Raw genomic sequence first — 20,106 nt, forward strand, 5'->3', positions numbered from 1 at the left:
GGGGCGCATGGCCAATATGGTCAGGGCATGAAGACCGAGTCCGACTCCTTCCCCCGGCGGCACGCCCGCACCCAGCGTTTCACGCTCGGCGCGCCGCGTTCGTTCACGGTGGCCCCCGACGGCTCCCGAGTCGTGTTCCTGCGCTCGCACTCCGGCACGGATCGCGCCAACGCGCTGTGGGTGCTGGATCCGGCGGACGGTCAAGAGCGCGTGGCCGCGGACCCCCGCGCGCTGCTGGGAGGCGCCTCGGAGGACCTCTCGCCCGAGGAGCGGGCGCGCCGCGAACGCAGCCGCGAGGGTGGTGCGGGGATCGTCGGCTACGCCACCGACGAGGCCGTCGAGTTGGCGGCTTTCGCCTTGTCAGGGCGGCTTTTCACGGCGGAGCTGCGGGCCGGCACGGCACGCGAACTCCCCGTCGCCGGGCCGGTGATCGACCCCCGCCCCTCGCCCGACGGGCGGCTCGTCGCGTACGTCGCGCAGGGCGCCCTGCGGGTGGTGGGCGCCGAGGGGGAGGGCGATCGGGCGCTCGCCGAACCGGAGTCGGAGGCGGTTTCCTATGGATTGGCCGAGTTCATCGCGGCCGAGGAGATGGGGCGGGCGCGGGGGTTCTGGTGGGCTCCGGAGTCCGACCGGCTGCTCGTGGCGCGGGTGGACGACACGCCGGTGGAGCAGTGGTGGATCTCGGATCCGGCCCAGCCGAAACGTGACCCACAACACGTCCGGTATCCGGCTGCCGGGACGGCAAACGCGGAGGTCCGGCTGTTCCTGACCGGCCTCGACGGGGCGCGCACGGAGGTCGTCTGGGACCGGACGCGCTATCCGTATCTGGCGCGAGTGCACTGGTCAGCGGCGGGTGCGCCGCTGCTGCTCGTACAGGCGCGCGACCAGCGCAGTCAGCTGTACCTGGCGGTGGACACCGGCTCCGGGGCGACCCGGATGGTGCACGCCGACGAAGATCGGATTTGGCTGGATCTTTTCGCTGGGGTGCCGTGCTGGAGCCCCTCGGGACAGCTCGTGCGGATCGCCGACGAGGGGGGTGCGCGGGTCCTCGCGGTGGGCGAACGGCCGTTGACCGGAGCGCAGTTGCATGTGCGGGCGGTGCTGGACGTCACGGCCGACGACGTGCTGGTGTCCGCCTCGGCCGGAGCGGAGGCCGAGCGTCCGGAGATCGGCGAGGTGCATGTCTACCGCGTCAACGAGCTCGGCGTCGAGCGCCTTTCCCAGGAGCCCGGGGTCCACTCGGCGGTGCGCTCGGGGAACGTGACCGTGCTGGTCTCGGCGGTGCCGGACCGGCCGGGGAGCCAGGTGCGGGTGCTGCGGGACGGCGGGCGCAGGGAGATGGGGGTCCCCCCGGCCGGAGGCTGGGCGACGGTGGCGACTGTCCGGTCGTTTGCGGAAGATCCCGGCCTGTCCCCCCGCGTGAAGCTCACCGAGGGGGGCGCACGGCGGATCCCGTGCGCCGTGCTTATGCCTACGGACTACCCCGGTGACACCTCGCACGCCACCCCTCTCCCCGTACTCCTCGACCCCTACGGCGGGCCGCACGGACCGCGCGTCCTCGCCGCGCACAACGCGCATCTGACCTCCCAGTGGTTCGCCGACCAGGGGTTCGCGGTGGTCGTCGCCGACGGGCGGGGCACACCGGGCCGCTCCCCCGGCTGGGAGAAGGCGATCCACCAGGACCTCACGGTCGCCCTCGACGACCAGATCGAGGCGCTGCGGGATTTGGCCGAGACGCACCCCCTGGACCTGACCCGGGTGGCGATCCGCGGCTGGTCCTTCGGCGGCTATCTGGCGGCCCTGGCGGTGCTGCGCCGCCCGGACGTCTTCCACGCGGGCATCGCGGGCGCCCCGGTCACGGACTGGCGGCTGTACGACACCCACTACACCGAGCGGTACCTCGGAGACCCGACGGCCGCTGCGCAGACGTACGCGAGGAACTCGCTCGTCACGGACGAGGGACTCTCCTCCCCCGCCGAGCCCCACCGTCCACTGATGATCGTGCACGGTCTGGCGGACGACAACGTGGTCGTCGCCCACGCCCTGCGGCTGTCCTCCGCCCTCCTGGCCGCCGGCCGCCCGCACGAGGTCCTGCCGCTGTCCGGCGTCACCCACATGACCCCGCAGGAGCAGGTCGCCGAGAACCTGCTGCTGCTTCAGGTGGACTTCCTGAAGCGCTCGCTCGGCCTGGTCTAGGCACAGCAACGGGCCGGGGACGACATGGCGCGTCCCCGGCCCGTTCACGGCACCCGCACGGCCGTACGCTGTTCAGCCTGACGCGTCCGTATATCGGAATCGGGTCAGCCAAGTTGCCTGCGTGTTAACGCAGTTGCTGCACAAATGTGCTGGTATGCGCCCGCGACGCCATGATTCCCCCGGGTCACCTCGGGCGGGACCACCACCAGGGCCGCACGCATGACGGCCTCCTCGTGATGATCCGGGCGCCGGGCTCCGTTCATTACCGGCCCATATCGCCCTATTGCACACATGGCGCACATTCTCCCCGGCCGTGCGAGGGCCGCGGCCGTCCGGATGTACGCATTCCGACAGGCCGGCTCCCGCATATCGGACCCACCAGCCGGCGCGCGCCGCGTCCCCCGCTTTGGTCATCGCAGTACAAAGCGGCACCATGCGGCCCCCCACACCGGGGTCAAACGGCAAAAGAGCAGATCAAAGCCGTAAACGATTCATTGACGCTGGCCTGAACGGAGTTGAAAAGTCGCGCTTGGCACGTCGGTTCACCTCGTGCCGACGGCACGGAGTCATCGCCGTGCCGACCGCATGGGCATCCCCCATGCCGCCGGCACGGGGATGCCGCGTACCGACAGTCCGCAGTTCTGCCGCCCCGACGGCTCGGGAGTCGGCGGTGCGCTGTCGGCACGCGGGTCCGCTCCGTGCTGACGGCGCGTCGGGTTCCGTCGTACCGACGGCACACACCCCGCGCCGCCCCCTCGCCCCATCCAGGCCAGGAGCACCATGACCTCCCCCATGCCACCGGCCGCCGCCCCGTTGCAGGTGGCGACGGATCCGGGTGCCGTACCCCCGGCGCCCGCCGCCCCGTCACAGGGCGCTGCCGGCCGTTCCCCCCGGCAGATCGCCTGGCAACGCTTCCGCCGCGACCGGACCGGGGTCGTCTCGGGCTGGGTGGTGCTGTTCTTCTTCGTGGCCGGCATCGCGGCGCCGCTGATCGCGAAGCTGTACGGCAAGGACCCGTACACGACGTACGGCCAGAACCAGCCGGGTCTGCTGAACGACTTCGGCTTCCCCGTCAAGCCGAACGGCGGCATCAGCGGCTCCTACTGGTTCGGCATCGAGCCCCAGCTCGGCAGGGACGTCCTCACCCTGCTGCTGTACGGCATCCGCAACTCACTGCTGATCGCCACGGTGACGACCCTGCTGGTCATCGTGCTCGGCATCGTCGTCGGCATCACCGCCGGCTACCTGGGCGGCCGGATCGACAACCTGGTCGGCCGGGTCATCGACATCCTGCTGGCCTTCCCCTCCACGCTCTTCTTCCTCGCCTTCTGGCCCGTGATGATCTCGATGTTCGTCTCGCCGGAGGACAACACGCCGACCTGGCTGGTCGTCGTCAGCCTGATCTCGGTGATGACCGCGTTCGGCTGGGCGCCCATGGCCCGGCTGCTGCGCGGTGAGGTACTCGCCCTGCGCGAACGGGAGTTCGTCGAGGCGGCCAAGGTCACCGGCGCCTCACCGGCCCGGATCATCTTCAAGGAACTGCTGCCCAACCTGTGGACGCCGATCCTCATCCAGGCGACCCTCGCGCTGCCCATGTACGTCACGACGGAGGCGGCCCTCGCCTTCCTCGGCGTCGGGCTCCAGGACCCCACGCCCGACTGGGGCGTGATGATCCAGCGCGGCTCCCAGGTCTACCAGAACGACATCACGTACATGCTCTTCCCCGGTCTGTCGATGGTGATCTTCGTGATCGCGTTCAACCTCCTCGGCGACTCCGTGCGCGACGCGCTCGACCCGAAGATCCGGCGCTGACCCGCGCCGCATCCCCTCTCCTCCGGCCCGGGCGACGGGGCCCGCCGGAGACGCACAGCTCCCCCCTCTCCCTGATTCAGGCAGGACACCGCATGTCTCTCTCCCGCAGAAACTTCGTCATCGCCACCTCGGTCGCGGCGGGTGGCTCCATGGTCCTCTCGGCGTGCAGCAGTGGTGGAGGCGGTGACACGGGCGGCGGCTCGGCCGCCTCCGCCAAGTACTCCTCGGTCACGATCGGCACGAAGGACGACTCGACCGGACCCGCCCCCGAGGTCACCGGCGCGAAGAAGGGCGGCACGATCCACGCCCTGGGCCCGGACGACTTCTCCCACCTCGACCCGCAGCGCATCTACTTCGCCTGGAACTCCACGGTCGGCAACCTCTACATCCGCTGCCTCACCGGCTACAAGATCGCCCCCAACGGCTCGATGAAGCTCGTCGGCGACCTCGCCACCGACGCGGGCACCATGTCCGACGGCGGCAAGACCTGGACCTTCACCCTGAAGGACGGGCTGAAGTGGGAGGACGGCAGCGAGCTGACCGTCGACGACGTACGGCACGGCATCGAGCGCGGCTTCGCGAGCTTCACCACCGAGGGCGCCACCTACGTCCAGACCTGGCTGACCGGTTCCCCCGACTTCCGGTCGATCTACAAGGGCCCGTACGGCGGCAAGCACCTGGACTCGATCGTCACGGACACCGCGAAGAAGACCATCACCTTCCATCTGAAGACACCCCGCGGGGACCTCAACTGGGCGCTGGCGATGCACTCCTACGGCGCCGTGCCGGTCGGGCAGGACACCAAGGAGAAGTACGACAAGGACCCGGTCTCCTGCGGCCCGTACCGGATCAAGCAGCACTCCGTCGACAAGTCCATGACGCTGGTGCGCAACACGCACTGGGACCCGGCGACGGACGCCATCCGCACCGCCTACCCCGACTCCTTCGCCTTCGAGTTCGGCCCGGAGGCCCTCCAGGCCACCGACCGGTTGATCGCGGACTCCGGGACCGACCAGTACGCGGTCATGGCCTACAGCGGCGTCCCGGCCGAGCGCATCCAGAAGGTGATCACCACGCCCGACCTCAAGGCCCGTACCGTCGACGGCCTGCTGACCGGCCTGTACTACTACGCCATCAACTGCAAGCGCATCACCGACGTACGGGTGCGTCAGGCCCTCAACTACGCCTGGCCGCTGGAGCAGATCCGCACGATCTACGGCGGCCCGTCCGCGGGCGACTACGCGACCACCATCCTCAGCCCCGACATCGCGGGCCGCGTGAAGTACGACATCTACGGCAAGCTCACCAAGCCGCAGGGCGACACGGCCAAGGCCAAGGCGCTGCTGAAGGAGGCCGGCAAGCTCGGCCAGAAGATCGTCTACACCTATCCGCAGGGCGCCAACGACGCGTACGACAAGACCAAGGTCGTCATCGCCAACGCCCTGAAGGAGGCGGGCTTCGACCCGGTCGTCAAGCCGGTGGATTCCACCAGCTACTACGACCAGGTCCAGCAGATCGACAACCAGTTCGACGTGATGTGGTTCGGCTGGTCCCCGGACTGGCCCGCCGCCTACACCCTCATCCAGCCCCTCTTCGACGGCACGACGATCGCCAACGGCGCCAACAACGTCTCGCAGCTCAACGTCAGCTGGGTCAACGCGGCGATCAAGACGGACGCCGCGATCACCGACGTCACCAAGGCCAACGCGGCCTGGGCGGCGCTGGACAAGCAGATCATGCAGAAGGAGGCGCCGATCATCCCGGAGACGTACCAGCGGCGCTACTACCTGTACGGCGCCAAGGTCGGCGGCGCCGAGTTCGACCCGCTGTTCTCCGCCTTCATCCTCTACAAGCTGTACGCCAAGGCCTGACGTCCGCCATGTTGCGCTTCATCGCCCGCAGGACACTGAGCGCGCTGCTGATCCTGCTGATCATCAGCGCCATCACCTTCGTCCTCTTCTACGTCGCCCCCCGCGACCCCGCCCGCACGGCCTGCGGCAAGGTCTGCACCCCGCAGACCCTCGCCCTGGTCCGCCACAACCTGGGCATCGACGATCCCCTTCCCGTCCAGTACTGGCACTGGCTGGTGGGCGTGTTCGCCGGCCGGGACTACACGGGGCTCGGGCACTGCTCGGCCCCGTGCCTCGGCTACTCGTTCACCAACCACGAACCGGTCCTGGGCCTGATCACCGACCGCTTCCCGACCACGCTCTCGCTGTCGCTCGGCAGCGCGGCGGTGTTCGTCGTCTTCGGCGTGGGCACCGGCATGATCGCCGCGCTCAACCAGGGGAAGGCCCTGGACAAGATCGCGTCGTCGGCGTCGCTGGTCGGCTCGTCCCTGCAGATCTACATCGTCGGCGTGGTCGCGATGTACTACCTCTCCGACGAGTGGCATCTGCTGCCCCGCCCGCAGGACAGCGCGGGCTTCACCCAGGACCCCGCCGCCTGGTTCAAGGGCCTGCTGCTGCCCTGGCTGGTCCTGGCGCTCATCTTCACCGCGAACTACACCCGCATGACCCGCTCACAGCTGGTCGAGACGCTGAACGAGGACTACGTACGGACGGCCCGGGCCAAGGGCCTGGCCCGCCACACGGTCTTCTTCCGGTTCGCCTGGCGCGGCGCCATGGGCCCGATCGTCACCATCCTCGGCCTCGACCTGGGCTACCTGCTCGGCGGCGCGATCATCACCGAGGAGACCTTCGGACTGCACGGCATCGGGGCGCTGTCCATCAAGGCCGTACGGGACAACGACCTGCCCCTGCTGCTCGGGGTCGTCCTCGTCGCGGCCGCGGCCATCGTCCTGGCGAACATCGTGGTGGACGCGGTGTACGCGCTCATCGATCCACGGGTCCGACTGGTCTAGGAGGACCGATGAGCACAGGCACACAGAGGAACGCGGGTGCGCCCTTCCTCTCCGTACGGGACCTGAGGGTGCGCTTCTCCACCGAGGACGGTGTGGTCAGGGCGGTCGACGGTCTCTCCTTCGACCTGGAGCGCGGCCGCACCCTCGGCATCGTGGGCGAGTCGGGCTCCGGCAAGTCCGTCACCAACCTGGCGATCCTGGGCCTGCACGACCGCGCGCGCACCGACCTCGACGGCGAGGTCCTGCTGGACGGCAGGGATCTGCTCGGGGCGACCGAGCGGGAGCTGGAGCGGCTGCGCGGCAACACGATGTCCATGATCTTCCAGGACGCGCTGGCCTCCCTGTCGCCGTACCACACGGTCGGCGCGCAGATCGGCGAGACGTACCGCAAGCACACCGGGGCGTCACGCCATGAGGCGCGGCAGCGGGCGGTCGAGATGCTGCGCCGCGTCGGCATCCCCCAGCCGGACGTCCGGGTGGACGACTATCCGCACCAGTTCTCCGGAGGCATGCGGCAGCGCGCGATGATCGCCATGGCGCTGGTCTGCGACCCCGAGCTGCTGATCGCGGACGAGCCGACGACGGCCCTGGACGTGACGGTCCAGGCCCAGATCATGGACCTGCTCAGGAACCTTCAGCAGGAGTTCGGCACGGCGATCATCTTCATCACGCACGACCTCGGGGTGATCTCCGGGATGGCCGACGACGTCCTGGTGATGTACGGCGGCCGGTGCGTGGAGAAGGGACGGCGCGCGGAGGTCCTCGGGGCGCCCCGGCACCCGTACACGCTGGGCCTGCTGGGCTCGATGCCGAGCCTGCACGGCCCGGTGGACGTGCCGCTCTCCCCGATCCCGGGCCTCCCGCCCTCCCTGCTCGCTCCGCCGCCCGGCTGCCGCTTCCATCCGCGGTGCGCCTTCGCGGAGAAGGTCCCGGACGGGCTGTGCGCCACGCGGCAGCCACCGCTGGAAGCACCCGACGGTCATGGGGCGGCCTGCCACCTCACCGCGGAGCAGCGCCGGGAGTACTTCGCGGACTACGCGGTGGAGCAGGTCGACTGGCGTACGAGAGAAAGAACGGCCCACGCATGACCACCCCAGACCCCCTCCTGGACGTCAGCGGCCTGACGAAGAACTTCCCGATCCGCGGTGGCTTCCCGGTCAGACGCACGATCGGTGCCGTACGGGCGGTCGACGGCCTGGACTTCCAGGTCGCCGAGGGCGAGGCCCTGGGCCTGGTCGGCGAGTCCGGCTGCGGCAAGTCCACCACGGGCCGCCTGATCACCCGGCTCCTGGAACCGACCGCCGGCCGGATCACCTACGCGGGCCGGGACATCACCCACGCCTCCCGCAAGCAACTGGCGACCGTCCGCCCGGAGATCCAGATGATCTTCCAGGACCCGTACTCCTCGCTGAACCCGCGCCAGACGGTGGGCACGATCATCAAGTCGCCCATGGAGATCCACGACATCGACCCGAAGGGCGGCCGGGAGAAGAAGGTCCGCGAACTCCTGGAGACCGTCGGCCTCAGCCCCGAGCACTACAACCGCTTCCCGCACGAGTTCTCCGGCGGCCAGCGTCAGCGCATCGGTGTCGCGAGGGCGTTGACCCTGTCCCCCAAGCTGATCGTGGCGGACGAACCGGTCTCCGCCCTGGACGTCTCGATCCAGGCGCAGGTGGTGAACCTCCTCCAGACCCTCCAGAGGGACCTCGGCATCGCCTTCGTCTTCATCGCCCACGACCTGTCCGTGGTCCGCCACTTCTCCCAGCGGGTGGCGGTGATGTACCTGGGCCGCATCGTGGAGATCGCGAACCGCTCCGACCTGTACGACAACCCGCGCCATCCGTACACCCGGGCGCTGCTCTCGGCGGTCCCCGAGGTCACCGCCCGGGACGCCCCGCGCCGCGAACGCATCCTCCTCACCGGCGACGTCCCCTCCCCCATCGACCCGCCCTCCGGCTGCCGCTTCCGCACGCGCTGCTGGAAGGCGACGGAGCGGTGCGCGACTCAGGCGCCGCCACTGACCAGGATCGAGGGCAACGGCACGGGTCACCTCACGGCGTGCCACCACCCGGAGGCCGCGACCGGAGCCGGGGAACCCGCCGGGGTGCGCACGGGTCGGGGCCGGTAGGGGCAGGGTCGTCGAGCCGCCCTCCCGTGCCGCCGACGGGCGGCGCGCCCGGTGGGACGAGCCTCCCGAACGCACCGATCAGCGAGGCCGGGGCGATCGAAAGACCGGAGCCGGCCCGTCGTGGTGAGCGACGGGCCGGCTCCAGTGGCTGTGGGGCGCGGGTCAGTCCTTCGTGACGTCCGCGTCCGCCTCCGCGTTCTCCTCCAGCGCCTTGAGCGCCGGGTCCATCACGACGTCCTCGTCGCGGGCCTCCGTGGTCGGGTCCTCCGGGAAGTGGCAGGCCGTCAGGTGGCCCTCACGGTTGCCGGAGATCTGGACGAGCGGCGGCTCCTCGGTGGCGCACTTGTCCTGGGCCTTCCAGCAACGGGTGCGGAAGCGGCAGCCGGACGGCGGGTGGATCGGCGAGGGGACGTCGCCGGAGAGACGGATCCGTTCGCGGTCGGCGTCCTCGTCCTCGATCTCGACCTCGGGCACGGCCGACAGCAGGGCGTGCGTGTAGGGGTGCCGAGGCCGGTTGTAGATGGACTCGCGGTCGCCGACCTCCACCACCTTGCCGAGGTACATGACCGCGACCCGCTGCGAGAAGTGCCGCACCACGGCCAGGTCGTGGGCGATGAAGAGGAAGGCGATGCCCATCTCTTCCTGGACCTTCTGCAGCAGGTTCACCACCTGCGCCTGGATCGACACGTCCAGCGCGGAGACCGGCTCGTCGGCGACGATCAGCTTCGGGTTCAGGGCGAGCGCACGGGCCACGCCGATGCGCTGGCGCTGACCACCGGAGAACTCGTGCGGGAAGCGGTTGTAGTGCTCGGGGTTGAGACCGACCAGCTCCAGCAGCTCCCTGACCTTCTTCTCCCGGCCGCCCGGCGGGTTGATCCCGTTGACCTCCATGGGCGACTTGATGATCGTGCCCACCGTCTGGCGCGGGTTCAGCGAGGAGTACGGGTCCTGGAAGATCATCTGGATCTCGGACCGCACGGGCGCGATCTGCCGGCGCGAGGCGTGCGTGATGTCCTGCCCGGCGTACGTGATCTTGCCGCCGGTCGGTTCCAGCAGCCGGGTGATGAGCCGGCCCGTGGTCGACTTGCCGCAGCCGGACTCGCCGACCAGGCCGACGCTCTCGCCGACGCCGACGGTCAGGTCGACGCCGTCGACGGCCTGGACGGCGCCGACCTTGCGCTTGATCGGGAAGCCGCCGTAGATCGGGAAGTGCTTCGTCAGCCCGTCGACCTGGAGGAGGGTCTCCCTGGCAGTGTCCGTGGAGCTCTGCTGCGCGGAGAGTGTGACGTTGTCGCTCATGTCTCGGATCTCCTAGCGCAGCCGAGGCTGGATCTTGTCGATGAAGATGGTCTGCTTCTGCTCGGCCGTCAGGTGGCAGGCGGCCGCGCGTCCTTCGGCCAGCGGCGGCCGCTCGTCCGTGCACGCGGTCCCCGGCACTTCGGACCGGTAGGCGCAGCGCGGGTGGAAGGGGCAGCCCGAGGGCGGGTTGAGCAGGCTCGGCGGGTTGCCGGGGATCGGGGTGAGCGGGTGCGCCGTGTCGCCGCCCAGCCGCGGCATCGAGCCCAGCAGGCCCCAGGTGTAGGGGTGCTGCGGGTTGCGCAGCACCTCGCGCACGCTGCCGCGCTCGACCGCCCGGCCCGAGTACATCACCAACAGGTCGTCGGCCATGTGCGAGATCACGCCGAGGTCGTGGGTGATGAAGATGATCGCCGACCCGAACTCCTGCTGGAGGTCCTTGAGCAGGTCGAGGATCTGCGCCTGCACGGTCACGTCGAGGGCGGTGGTCGGCTCGTCCGCGATCAGCAGGTCGGGGTTGCAGATCAGCGCCATGGCGATCATCGCGCGCTGGCGCATACCGCCGGAGAACTGGTGCGGATAGTCGTCGACGCGCGTCTTGGGCTGCGGGATGCCGACCTTGGCCAGCATCTCCACGGCACGGTCCTTCGCCTCCTTCTTGGAGGCTCCGGTGTGCTTCATGAAGGGTTCGGCGATCTGCCGGCCCACCGTGTAGTACGGCGACAGCGCGGTCAGCGGGTCCTGGAAGATCATCGCGACCTTGTTGCCGCGCAGCTTCTCCATCTCCCGCTCGGTCGCCGTCACCAGTTCCTTGCCGTCGAGGACGATCTCGCCCTCGACGGTGGAGGTCCTGGGGTTGTGCAGGCCGAGGATGGTCAGGTTGGTCACCGACTTGCCCGAGCCGGACTCGCCCACGATGCCGAGGGTCTGTCCCCGCTCGACGTCGAAGGAGAGCCCGTCGACCGCCTTGACGATGCCGTCCTCGGTGGAGAACCGCACCCGCAGATCACGGACCGACAGGAAGGCTTCGGGCCCGGTCGGAGCCTGGGCACCTTCGGTCTTGGTCAGTGTGGTCACGGTATTTCTCCTAGGCGAGGCGCACGCGCGGGTCGATGTAGGCGTAGGCGAGGTCCACGATGATGTTCAGGACGAGGATGAAGAACGCCCCGAACAGCATGACGCCCATCGTCAGCGGCAGGTCCTTGGTCAGCGAGGACTCGACCGCGAGACGGCCGATGCCGGCGAGGTCGAAGGTGAACTCGGTGACCACGGCTCCGGCGAGGAGCGCGCTGAGGTCCATACCGATGATAGTGACGATCGGGATGAGCGATCCGCGCCAGGCGTAGCGGAAGAAGACGTACCCGCCCTTCATGCCCTTCGCCCGCGCGGTGCGGACATGCTCTTCCTGCAGCTGTTCGATCATGGTCGAACGCGCCATACGCGTGTACTGCGCGGTGAAGATCGTGGACATCACGAGCCAGGGGATCAGCATGCCCATGAACCAGGCGCCCGGATTGTCCGTGAACGGGACGTACTTGGGGTCGTCCATCCAGCCCGTGCTGTAGACGAGGATCCCGAGGACGATCGGTCCGAGGAAGTAGATCTGGAACGAGCTCAGGACCATGGACGCGCCGCTGACGACCTTGTCGACGACGGTACCGCGCTTCCAGGCGGCGAGCAGGCCGGTGCCGAGACCGAACAGCAGGAAGATGACCAGGCCGCCCACGGTCAGCGACAGCGTCAGCGGGAAGCGGTCGATGATGGAGTCCCAGACGAACTCGCCGGTGCTGAAGGAGACACCCAGACAGGGCGCGGAGCAGTGCCCCTGGGGGAAGTCCCGGCCTGACACGATGCCCAGCATGAACTCCCAGAACTGGGAGGTGATGGGCTTGTCGAGCCCGAGGTTCTCGCGGATCACCGCGATGTTCTCGGGGGTGCAGTTCTTGCCGCAGGACAGCTCGGCGAAGTCCTGGGGGATTGTGTAGAACAGGAAGAAGGTGAAGGCACCGATCAGGAACAAGATCACGACGGCGCCGGTCAGCCTGCGGAGAAGGAACTGAAGCATGGCGGGTGGATGCTCTCTTCGAAATACGGCGGTGTGAGGGGGTAACGACCGCGGGGGTGCGCTCCGCCTGGCGCACACCCCCGCGGGTCAGCCGAGCTGACCGGTTACGGCTGCTTCAGGAACAGGTCGTTGATGTCGATGTAGCTCGACTCGGTGCTGTACCGGGCACCGCCGATGTTCGAACCGAAGAGCTGGATCTGCTTCGAGTAGTACACCGGGGCAGCCGGGTTGATCTGCTCCACGATGCGGTGGTGCGCCTCTTCCCAGGTCTTGGCGGCCTCGGTCGGCTGCTGGGTCAGCGCCTTCTGGATGAGGGCGTCGACCTGGGCGTCCTTGATGTGCGAGTAGTTCGAGGCGCCGTCGGCGACCAGGGTGCCGTCGTAGACCGGGGTGATGACCGTGGACGGGGAGGACCAGTCCTGGCCCCAGCCGGTCATGTACAGGTCGTACGGGTTGTTCAGCTTGCCGATCTGCTCGTAGAAGCTGGCGCGCTCGATCTCCTTGGCCTGGACGTTGAAGCCGATCTTGGCGAGAGCGTCCTTGATGATGACCATCTGGGCCTGGCCACGCGGGCTGTTGGAGTAGGCGTAGGTGAGCTTCGTGCCCTCCTTGACACCCGCCTCCTTCAGCAGCTGCTTGGCCTTCTCCAGGTCACCGTTCGGCTTCTTCAGCTTGCCGAAGGGGTCGTACTTCGGGTCGAAGCCCGGCAGGGTCGGGGCCATCAGACCACCGGCGACCTCACCGCCGTAGCGGCCACCGTCGGCCTGGACCATGGACTGGCTCGGGATCGCGTAGGTGATGGCGTCCCGGACCTTCTTGTCCTTCATCCGGTCCAGGTTGAAGGTCATCTGCCACACGTAGGGCTGGTAGCCCTGGACCGTGCGCTTCTTGGCGTCGGCGTTGCCGATGACCGTGGAGAGCTGGGCCGGGTCCACCGAGTCGGTGAACTGGATGGCGTTCTTGGCGTCGCCCTGGTCGGCGATCAGACGCTTGGTCTGGCTGCCCTGGTCGATCGTGGTGGTGAACTGGTAGCCGTTGACGTACTGGTGACGCACCGCGTCCGTCTTCGGGTCCCACTGGTCGTTCTTGACCAGCGTGAGCGACTTGCCCGGCTTGTAGTCCGAGATCTTGTAGGGACCGAGGGAGGCGGGCGCCTTGTCGTACTTCTCCTTCGTGTCGCGCTTCGCGGGCACGATGGAGTAGCCGGCCATGGCCAGGGCCTGGGGCAGGTCCGGACGCGGCTTGTCGAAGTGGAAGACGACCGTCTTGGCGTCCGGGGTCTCCAGGACGGTGTTGGGCAGGTGCTTGCCCTTGTACGGGCCGTCCGGCAGCGCCTTGCGGTAGTCCGAACCGGACAGCCAGCTCTGGAGGTAGGTCGGGCCGTCGAAGATGACCTTCGAGTACAGCCGCTCGACGGTGTGGCGGACGTCGGCGGACGTGATGACGTTGCCCTGGTCGTCCTTGACGCCGTCCTTGAGCGTGTACGTCCAGGTCTTGCCGCCGTCGGAGGACTTGCCGGAGTCGGTGGCGATGTCACCGACGACCGTCAGGTTGCCCTTGGCGTCCTCCTGGTAGTTCGTCAGGCCGCGGTGGACCAGGTTGGCGAACTGGCCGGCGTCGCTGACGTAGATCTGACCCGGGTCCATGTGGCTCAGGTCCGACTGCATGTAGACGTTGATCGTGCCGCCGGGCTTGGCGCCGGCCACTTCCTGGGCCGGGCCGGTGGAGGCCTTCGCGTCACCGTAGGCGACAGGCTTCGACTGCTCGGCGGCGTCGTCCTTGGACTTCGAGGTGTCCTTGGAGCTGTTCTTGCTGTTGTCGGAGCAGCCGGTCAGTGCCAGCGATCCGGCCACGATGGCCACCGCTACGGCGCGCACGCTGCGCGTTCTGATGGGCGTCATGATGCCGATGCACCTGCCTGTCGATAGTTGTCCACGAGTACTGCCTGACGGTCCGGGAATCCCGGATCGGGGGTGGCAGTCCCCCCCACCACCAGCGGACGGCTCAGCGCCCGGTCTTGGGGTCGAATGCGTCCCGGACGGAGTCTCCGAGAAGGTTGAACGCCAGCACGAAGACCACCATCGCCACGCCCGGGAAGACCATGAACATGGGGTCCTGTTCGTAGATCTCGGAGCCGATGGCGAACATGCGGCCCCAGTCCGGCGTCGGCTCGACGAAGCCGACACCGACGTACGACAGGAAGGCGATGGAAAGGATCGTGCTGGGCAGGATGTACGTGCCCTGCACCAGGATCGGGGTGACGATGTTGGGCAGGATCTCCTTGCGCACGATGCGCCAGGGAGAGGCGCCCGACACCTTGGCGGCCTCGACGAACTCACGCTCCCGCAGCGAGAGCACGGAGCTTCGCACCAGACGGGCCATGCCCATCCAGCCGAGGAACCACATCACCAGGATGATCGCGACGGCCCGCAGGTAGGTGGGGGTCTCGTCCCGCGGGGAGACGAACATCGCGGTGACGACGGGCATGAAGGCGATGAAGAACAGCTGGCTCGGGAAGGCCAGGAAGAAGTCGGTGACCCGGCCCAGCCAGTAGTCGACCTTGCCGCCGAAGTAGCCGCCCACCATGCCGACGAGCACGCCCGTGGCCACGCTGGCCAAGGTCACGACCACGGCCATGTAGAGGGACGTGCGCATCCCGTACAGCAGCATGGTGAACACGTCGCGGCCCAGCTTCGGTTCGACACCGAACCAGAAGTCGCCCGACATGCCCCCGAACGAGCCCGTCGGCATGGCGAAGTCGTCGAGCAGGAAGGGGTAGTCCGGCTCCTGCGCGTACAGCGTGTACGGGTCCTTGCCGTACACCTTGGAGATGACCGGGGCGAGCGCGGCCACAGCGAAGAAGAAAATCACTACGCATGCGGAGACGACCCCGGTACGGTCACGCTTGAAGCGCTGCCACATCAACTGACCGGGGGAGCGGCCCTCAAGCTTCTTCTCGCCCTTGGCGACATCGGAGGTCGCGTCGAGCTCAGGGTCCATGGCGACCGTGGACCCGGAGCCCTCGGCCTTGACTGGACTGGTCATGTGTGTTCTTCCCCCGGGGGGTTGGAGAGTTGAGCGCAGCACAGATACCGGCAGGTTCTGTGGTTTGGGGGAACTTTCGCCAAAGTGTTCAACGCGCGTCAAGGGCACAAGGCGTAGGGATCTCCCTACCGTCCATATTTTGAGGAAAAATTGCAAAGATTGACACCTGCGCGCGCTTGACACGCCGGATGACAGTTTAGCAATTCGGACATAAAGTAAGCAATTTTGGTTTACATGTCCGCAACGTGCTGGCCTGTTAACCGATAACCGGACGGTCACATCACGGACGCGAACAGTCAGCCTTCGGCCGGCGCCGGGAGCGTGCCCGGACCGCGCCCCACGCCGGCTGTGCGGGCACGCCGAACGCCCGGCCCTCCTGACGGAGAGCCGGGGCCGGGTGAAAAAGCGTCAGCCGTGCTTGGCGCGGCTCGCCGCGCGGGCGCGCTCGCGGGCGTCCAGGTTCACCTTGCGGATGCGAACCGCCTCCGGGGTGACCTCCACACACTCGTCGTCGCGGCAGAACTCCAGCGACTGCTCCAGCGACAGCTTGCGCGGCGGCACGATCGACTCGGCCACATCGGCCGTGGACGACCGCATGTTGGTGAGCTTCTTCTCCTTGGTGATGTTGACGTCCATGTCGTCGGAGCGGGAGTTCTCACCGACGATCATGCCCTCGTACACCTCGGTGCCGGGCTCCACGAAGAGCACACCGCGCTCCTGAAGGTTCGTCATCGCGAACGCGGTGACGGCACCGGCGCGGTCGGCGACCAGCGAACCGTTGTTGCGGGTCTGCAGGGTGCCGAACCAGGGCTCGTGGCCCTCGTGGATGGAGTGGGCGATGCCCGTGCCACGGGTCTGGGTGAGGAACTCGGTCCGGAAGCCGATCAGACCACGGGAGGGCACCACGAACTCCATGCGCACCCAACCGGAGCCGTGGTTGGACATGTTGTCCATCCGGCCCTTGCGGACGCCCATCAGCTGCGTGACCGCGCCCATGTGCTCCTCGGGCACGTCGATCGTCATGCGCTCGACCGGCTCGTAGACCTTGCCGTCGACGTCCTTGGTGACGACCTGCGGCTTACCGACCGTCAGCTCGTAGCCCTCGCGGCGCATGGTCTCGACCAGGATGGCCAGCGCCAGCTCGCCACGGCCCTGGACCTCCCAGGCGTCGGGGCGTTCGGTCTCCAGGACGCGCAGCGAGACGTTACCGATCAGCTCGCGGTCGAGGCGGTCCTTGACCTGGCGGGCGGTGACCTTGCGGTCCTTGACGGCGGCCTTGTTGTCCGCGCCCTTGCCGGTGCCGCCGCGGCCGACCAGCGGCGAGGTGTTGGTGCCGATGGTCATGGAGATCGCGGGCTCGTCGACCGTGATCAGCGGCAGCGGGACCGGGTTCTCGGTGTCCGCGAGCGTCTCGCCGATCATGATGTCGGGGATGCCGGCGACGGCGCAGATGTCACCCGGGCCCGCCTTCTCGGCCGGCTTGCGGGTGAGCGCCTCGGTCATCATCAGCTCGGAGATGCGCACGTTGGCGACCGAACCGTCGCGCTTCAGCCAGGCGACGGTCTGGCCCTTCTTCAGCTCGCCCTGGTGGACGCGGAGCAGCGCGATACGGCCGAGGAAGTTGTCGGCGTCCAGGTTGGTGACATGGGCCTGGAGCGGGGCGTCCGCGTCGTAGGTGGGGGCCGGGATGTGCTCCAGGATCGTGGAGAAGAACGGCTCCAGGCTGGTCGAGTCGGCCGGGACCGTGCCGTCCTGCGGCTTGGTCAGCGAGGCGATGCCGTCACGGCCGCAGGCGTAGACGATCGGGAACTCGATCTGCTCCTCGTCCGCGTCCAGGTCCAGGAAGAGGTCGTAGGTCTCGTTGACGACCTCGTCGATCCGGGAGTCCGGCCGGTCCGTCTTGTTGATGCACAGGATGATCGGCAGCCGCTGCTGGAGCGCCTTGCGCAGCACGAAGCGGGTCTGCGGCAGCGGGCCCTCGGAGGCGTCCACGAGCAGGACGACACCGTCGACCATCGACAGACCGCGCTCGACCTCGCCGCCGAAGTCGGCGTGGCCGGGGGTGTCGATGATGTTGATGGTGATCGGGTCCCCGCCGTCCTTCGGGTGGTACTTCACCGCGGTGTTCTTGGCGAGGATCGTGATGCCCTTCTCACGCTCCAGGTCGTTCGAGTCCATCATGCGGTCGTCGACCGAGTCGAGCTGGTGGGCGGCGAAGGCGCCGGCCTGCTTCAGCATGCCGTCGACGATGGTCGTCTTGCCGTGGTCGACGTGGGCGACGATGGCTACGTTGCGGATGTCGTGACGTGTTGTGGACACGGCCATAAAGCGGCGTTCTCCCGGAGTGTGAGGACCGGCCCTGCTGCGTACGTCTGTGTTACGCGGGCCCTGCCGGGCTTGACACGCCACGGCCTCACCCCATGGTACGTGGCCCCGCGGCGGACGACTTCCACAGGGCCACGAGGCTCACCTCACGTCACTTCTCGGCCGGCGCGCTCGCCGGGATCCTCGCGCCCTTCTTCAGGAAGCCCATGTCCTCGTAGACCGGCGTCTGGAAGCCGAAGGCACCGGCGTTGACCACGTTCTTCTTCGCGGCCGTGAGCTGGGGGCGCTGGTAGAGGGGAATCGATCCGGCAGCCGCCCAGATACGGGAGTCCGCCTTGCGGATCAGGGACCGCTCCTCCTCCTCGTCCAGGGTCGAGATCGCCTCGTCGAAGAGCTGGTCGACCTGGTCGGTGCCGACCCGGGTGTAGTTCTGCTCGACGCTCAGCGAGCCGTCGGCGGCCGGGACCGGCTTGGCGTAGATCGGCCGGGCGTCGGTGGCCGGGAAGGCGGAGGAGGGCCAGGAGTACAGGGCGAGGTCGAACTGGCCGGAGGCGATGTGGTCCTTGAAGTAGCTCTCGTCGGAGACCTTGGTGAGCTCGGTGCCGATGCCGACCTTGTCCAGCATCCGCGCGATCCGCCCGGCGACCAGGTGCAGGGGCTCCGCGCCCGGACCGCTCGGCAGCACGAACCGCAGGGTGAGCGCCTTGCCGTCCTTGGCCAGCGCCCCGCCCGCGGCGCCGGCCGGGGCGGCGGTGCCGCGGGGGGCGTAGGCGCCGGGCGCGCCGTGCCCGGTGACGGACTGCCTGCCGTCCTGTGCGAGCTGCCCGGTGTCCGTCTCCGCGGGCGCCTTGTCGTCCTCGCCGACGATGTACGTGCCGTCGTCGCCGCCCTCGGAGGGGTCGGTGGCGTCGGCGTCGGCCTTCTCGCCCTTGGGTCCGGCCGCCTTCTCCGTCTTCTTCTGCTCCTTGACCGGGCCGCCGGGCACCCAGCCGGCGTCCGCGAGCAGCGCCTGCGCCTCCTTCCTGTCCTGCCCGCCGAGCGCGCCGCTGTTGTCGGCGTACGCCTCCTGCCCGGACAGGGCGAGGTGGCTGCCGAGGGGCACGGTGGGCAGGCCCAGCGGCCCCAGCACCAGCTTGACCAGTTCCTTGCGGTCCAGCGCGCGGGCCACCGCCCGGCGCACCCGTTCGTCGGCGAGCGGGCCGTCGGCGCCGTTCAGCGCGAGCTGTGTGTACGCCGGCTCCAGCGACTTGCGCACCTCGTAGTCGCGCAGCGCCTTCTGCTGGCGTTCCCAGGTCGCCATCGCCTGGCTCAGCTTCCTGCGGGCGTGCTGCTCGTCCTCGGCCGCGCTCTCGTCGGAGCCGTGGGCGATGGCCCAGGAGCGCAGCGCCTTGGCGGCGGAGCGGCCGCCGGAGCCGGTCAGCGGTCCGGCGGCGCCCTGGGCGGCGCCGTCGATGCGCTCGGCGGTGGCCGGATCGACGTCGGCCAGGTCGATCGTGCCGGAGGCGAGCGCGGCGGCCCGCTGCTCGCGCTTGACGGCCGTCAGGGCGATCTCGGCGAGCTTGGTGGGCCGTCCCCACCAGCGCGGGTTGCGGGTGAGCCGGATCCTGGCGTTCCCCCGGTCGACCTGCTTCACCACGAACGGCCCCGCGGTGACCTTCAGCTTGCGCCGCGCCCCGTCGTTGAAGGAGTCGGGCGTGCCCATGACGTCCTTCGGGTACAGCGGCGAGAACAGCGACTGCCAGTCGGAGTAGGGGCGGCCGAAGGTGACCCGGACCTCCAGGTCGTTCGCGCCGCGCTCGATCTTCTCGATGCGGTCGTAGCCGGCGTTTCGGGCGGTCCAGTAGGAGCTGTCCCGGCCGGACAGGGCACGCCACTGGGCGGCGAAGTCGGCGGCGCCGATCTCGCGGCCGTCGCTCCACACGGCCTGCTGGTCGAGCTTGTACAGGACGACCTGCTTGGGCTCGGTCTCGACGACCTTCGCGGACTCCAGGTAGTCGGGGTTGCGCACGGGCCGCCCGCTCGCGTCGAGCCGGAACATCGACGGCAGGACGGCCTGGGCGACCCGGGTGGTGGTGGCGTCGGCGTCGGCCTGAAAGGTGTTGAAGGTCTCCGGCACGGAGTCCACAGCCCAGCGCAGGGTGCCGCCGTCGGCGACCTGGGCGCGGGCGGCCGGGGCGATGTCCTGGGCGGCCAGCGGCTTGCCGGCCTGGTCGTCGGTGCCGCAGGCGGCCAGCGTGGGGATCGCGAGCACACCCGCGGTGAGGAAGGCGACCGAGCGCGTGACCGCGCGGGGTCCGACGCCGTCGTGGGACATCTCAGGTACCTCCGTGGAGCCGCTGCCGCCGCTGATTCGAGTGCGTTATGTTCACATTTGGC

At 68.8% G+C, this 20,106-nt stretch carries 13 protein-coding genes; 6 read left to right on the forward strand and 7 right to left on the reverse strand.

Features of this window, described 5'->3' with window-relative positions:
- Positions 1-27: 27 nt before the first annotated feature.
- The 6 genes from ACPT94_RS05640 to ACPT94_RS05665 all read left to right on the forward strand — a co-directional run bounded on the left by ACPT94_RS05640 (position 28) and on the right by ACPT94_RS05665 (position 8,999).
- Complete coding sequence (locus ACPT94_RS05640) at positions 28-2,196, forward strand: S9 family peptidase (protein ID WP_425245255.1); 2,169 nt, start codon at positions 28-30, stop codon at positions 2,194-2,196.
- A gap of 780 nt (positions 2,197-2,976) precedes the next feature.
- Positions 2,977-4,008, forward strand: coding sequence for an ABC transporter permease (locus tag ACPT94_RS05645; protein WP_425245256.1), 1,032 nt, complete (start codon positions 2,977-2,979; stop codon positions 4,006-4,008).
- A 92-nt stretch (positions 4,009-4,100) separates the two neighbouring features.
- Positions 4,101-5,879: an ABC transporter substrate-binding protein gene (locus tag ACPT94_RS05650; RefSeq protein WP_425245257.1), complete on the forward strand. Its 1,779-nt coding sequence runs from the start codon at positions 4,101-4,103 to the stop codon at positions 5,877-5,879.
- Between the two features lie 8 nt (positions 5,880-5,887).
- The gene (locus tag ACPT94_RS05655; RefSeq protein WP_360336207.1) at positions 5,888-6,871 is read left to right on the forward strand and encodes an ABC transporter permease; all 984 of its coding nucleotides are present in this window, start codon (positions 5,888-5,890) and stop codon (positions 6,869-6,871) included.
- Positions 6,872-6,879: 8 nt separating this feature from the next.
- Positions 6,880-7,959, forward strand: a complete 1,080-nt coding sequence (locus tag ACPT94_RS05660; RefSeq protein ID WP_425245258.1) for an ABC transporter ATP-binding protein — start codon at positions 6,880-6,882, stop codon at positions 7,957-7,959.
- Complete coding sequence (locus ACPT94_RS05665) at positions 7,956-8,999, forward strand: ABC transporter ATP-binding protein (protein ID WP_360336211.1); 1,044 nt, start codon at positions 7,956-7,958, stop codon at positions 8,997-8,999. Before ACPT94_RS05660 ends, ACPT94_RS05665 begins: the two co-directional genes overlap by 4 nt.
- Positions 9,000-9,161: 162 nt before the next feature.
- On the opposite strand, the gene ACPT94_RS05670 is transcribed toward ACPT94_RS05665, so the two are convergent.
- The 7 genes from ACPT94_RS05670 to ACPT94_RS05700 all read right to left on the reverse strand — a co-directional run bounded on the left by ACPT94_RS05670 (position 9,162) and on the right by ACPT94_RS05700 (position 20,044).
- Positions 9,162-10,298, reverse strand: coding sequence for an ABC transporter ATP-binding protein (locus ACPT94_RS05670; RefSeq protein ID WP_360336213.1), 1,137 nt, complete (start codon positions 10,296-10,298; stop codon positions 9,162-9,164).
- 12 nt (positions 10,299-10,310) lie between these two features.
- Complete coding sequence (locus ACPT94_RS05675) at positions 10,311-11,372, reverse strand: ABC transporter ATP-binding protein (RefSeq protein ID WP_360336214.1); 1,062 nt, start codon at positions 11,370-11,372, stop codon at positions 10,311-10,313.
- A 10-nt stretch (positions 11,373-11,382) separates the two neighbouring features.
- Positions 11,383-12,360, reverse strand: coding sequence for an ABC transporter permease (locus ACPT94_RS05680; RefSeq protein WP_360336216.1), 978 nt, complete (start codon positions 12,358-12,360; stop codon positions 11,383-11,385).
- A 104-nt stretch (positions 12,361-12,464) separates the two neighbouring features.
- Complete coding sequence (locus ACPT94_RS05685) at positions 12,465-14,261, reverse strand: ABC transporter substrate-binding protein (RefSeq protein ID WP_360336218.1); 1,797 nt, start codon at positions 14,259-14,261, stop codon at positions 12,465-12,467.
- A 103-nt stretch (positions 14,262-14,364) separates the two neighbouring features.
- Positions 14,365-15,405 (reverse strand): ABC transporter permease, encoded by a 1,041-nt coding sequence (locus tag ACPT94_RS05690; protein ID WP_360336220.1) that lies wholly within the window; start codon positions 15,403-15,405, stop codon positions 14,365-14,367.
- Between the two features lie 408 nt (positions 15,406-15,813).
- Positions 15,814-17,730 (reverse strand): translational GTPase TypA, encoded by a 1,917-nt coding sequence (typA, locus tag ACPT94_RS05695; RefSeq protein WP_360336222.1) that lies wholly within the window; start codon positions 17,728-17,730, stop codon positions 15,814-15,816.
- 151 nt (positions 17,731-17,881) lie between these two features.
- On the reverse strand, positions 17,882-20,044 hold the full coding sequence (locus ACPT94_RS05700) for an ABC transporter family substrate-binding protein (protein ID WP_360336224.1): 2,163 nt from the start codon (positions 20,042-20,044) through the stop codon (positions 17,882-17,884).
- Positions 20,045-20,106: the final 62 nt, after the last annotated feature.

The organism is Streptomyces aurantiaciflavus (genome assembly GCF_049808595.1).
Classification (GTDB): domain Bacteria; phylum Actinomycetota; class Actinomycetes; order Streptomycetales; family Streptomycetaceae; genus Streptomyces.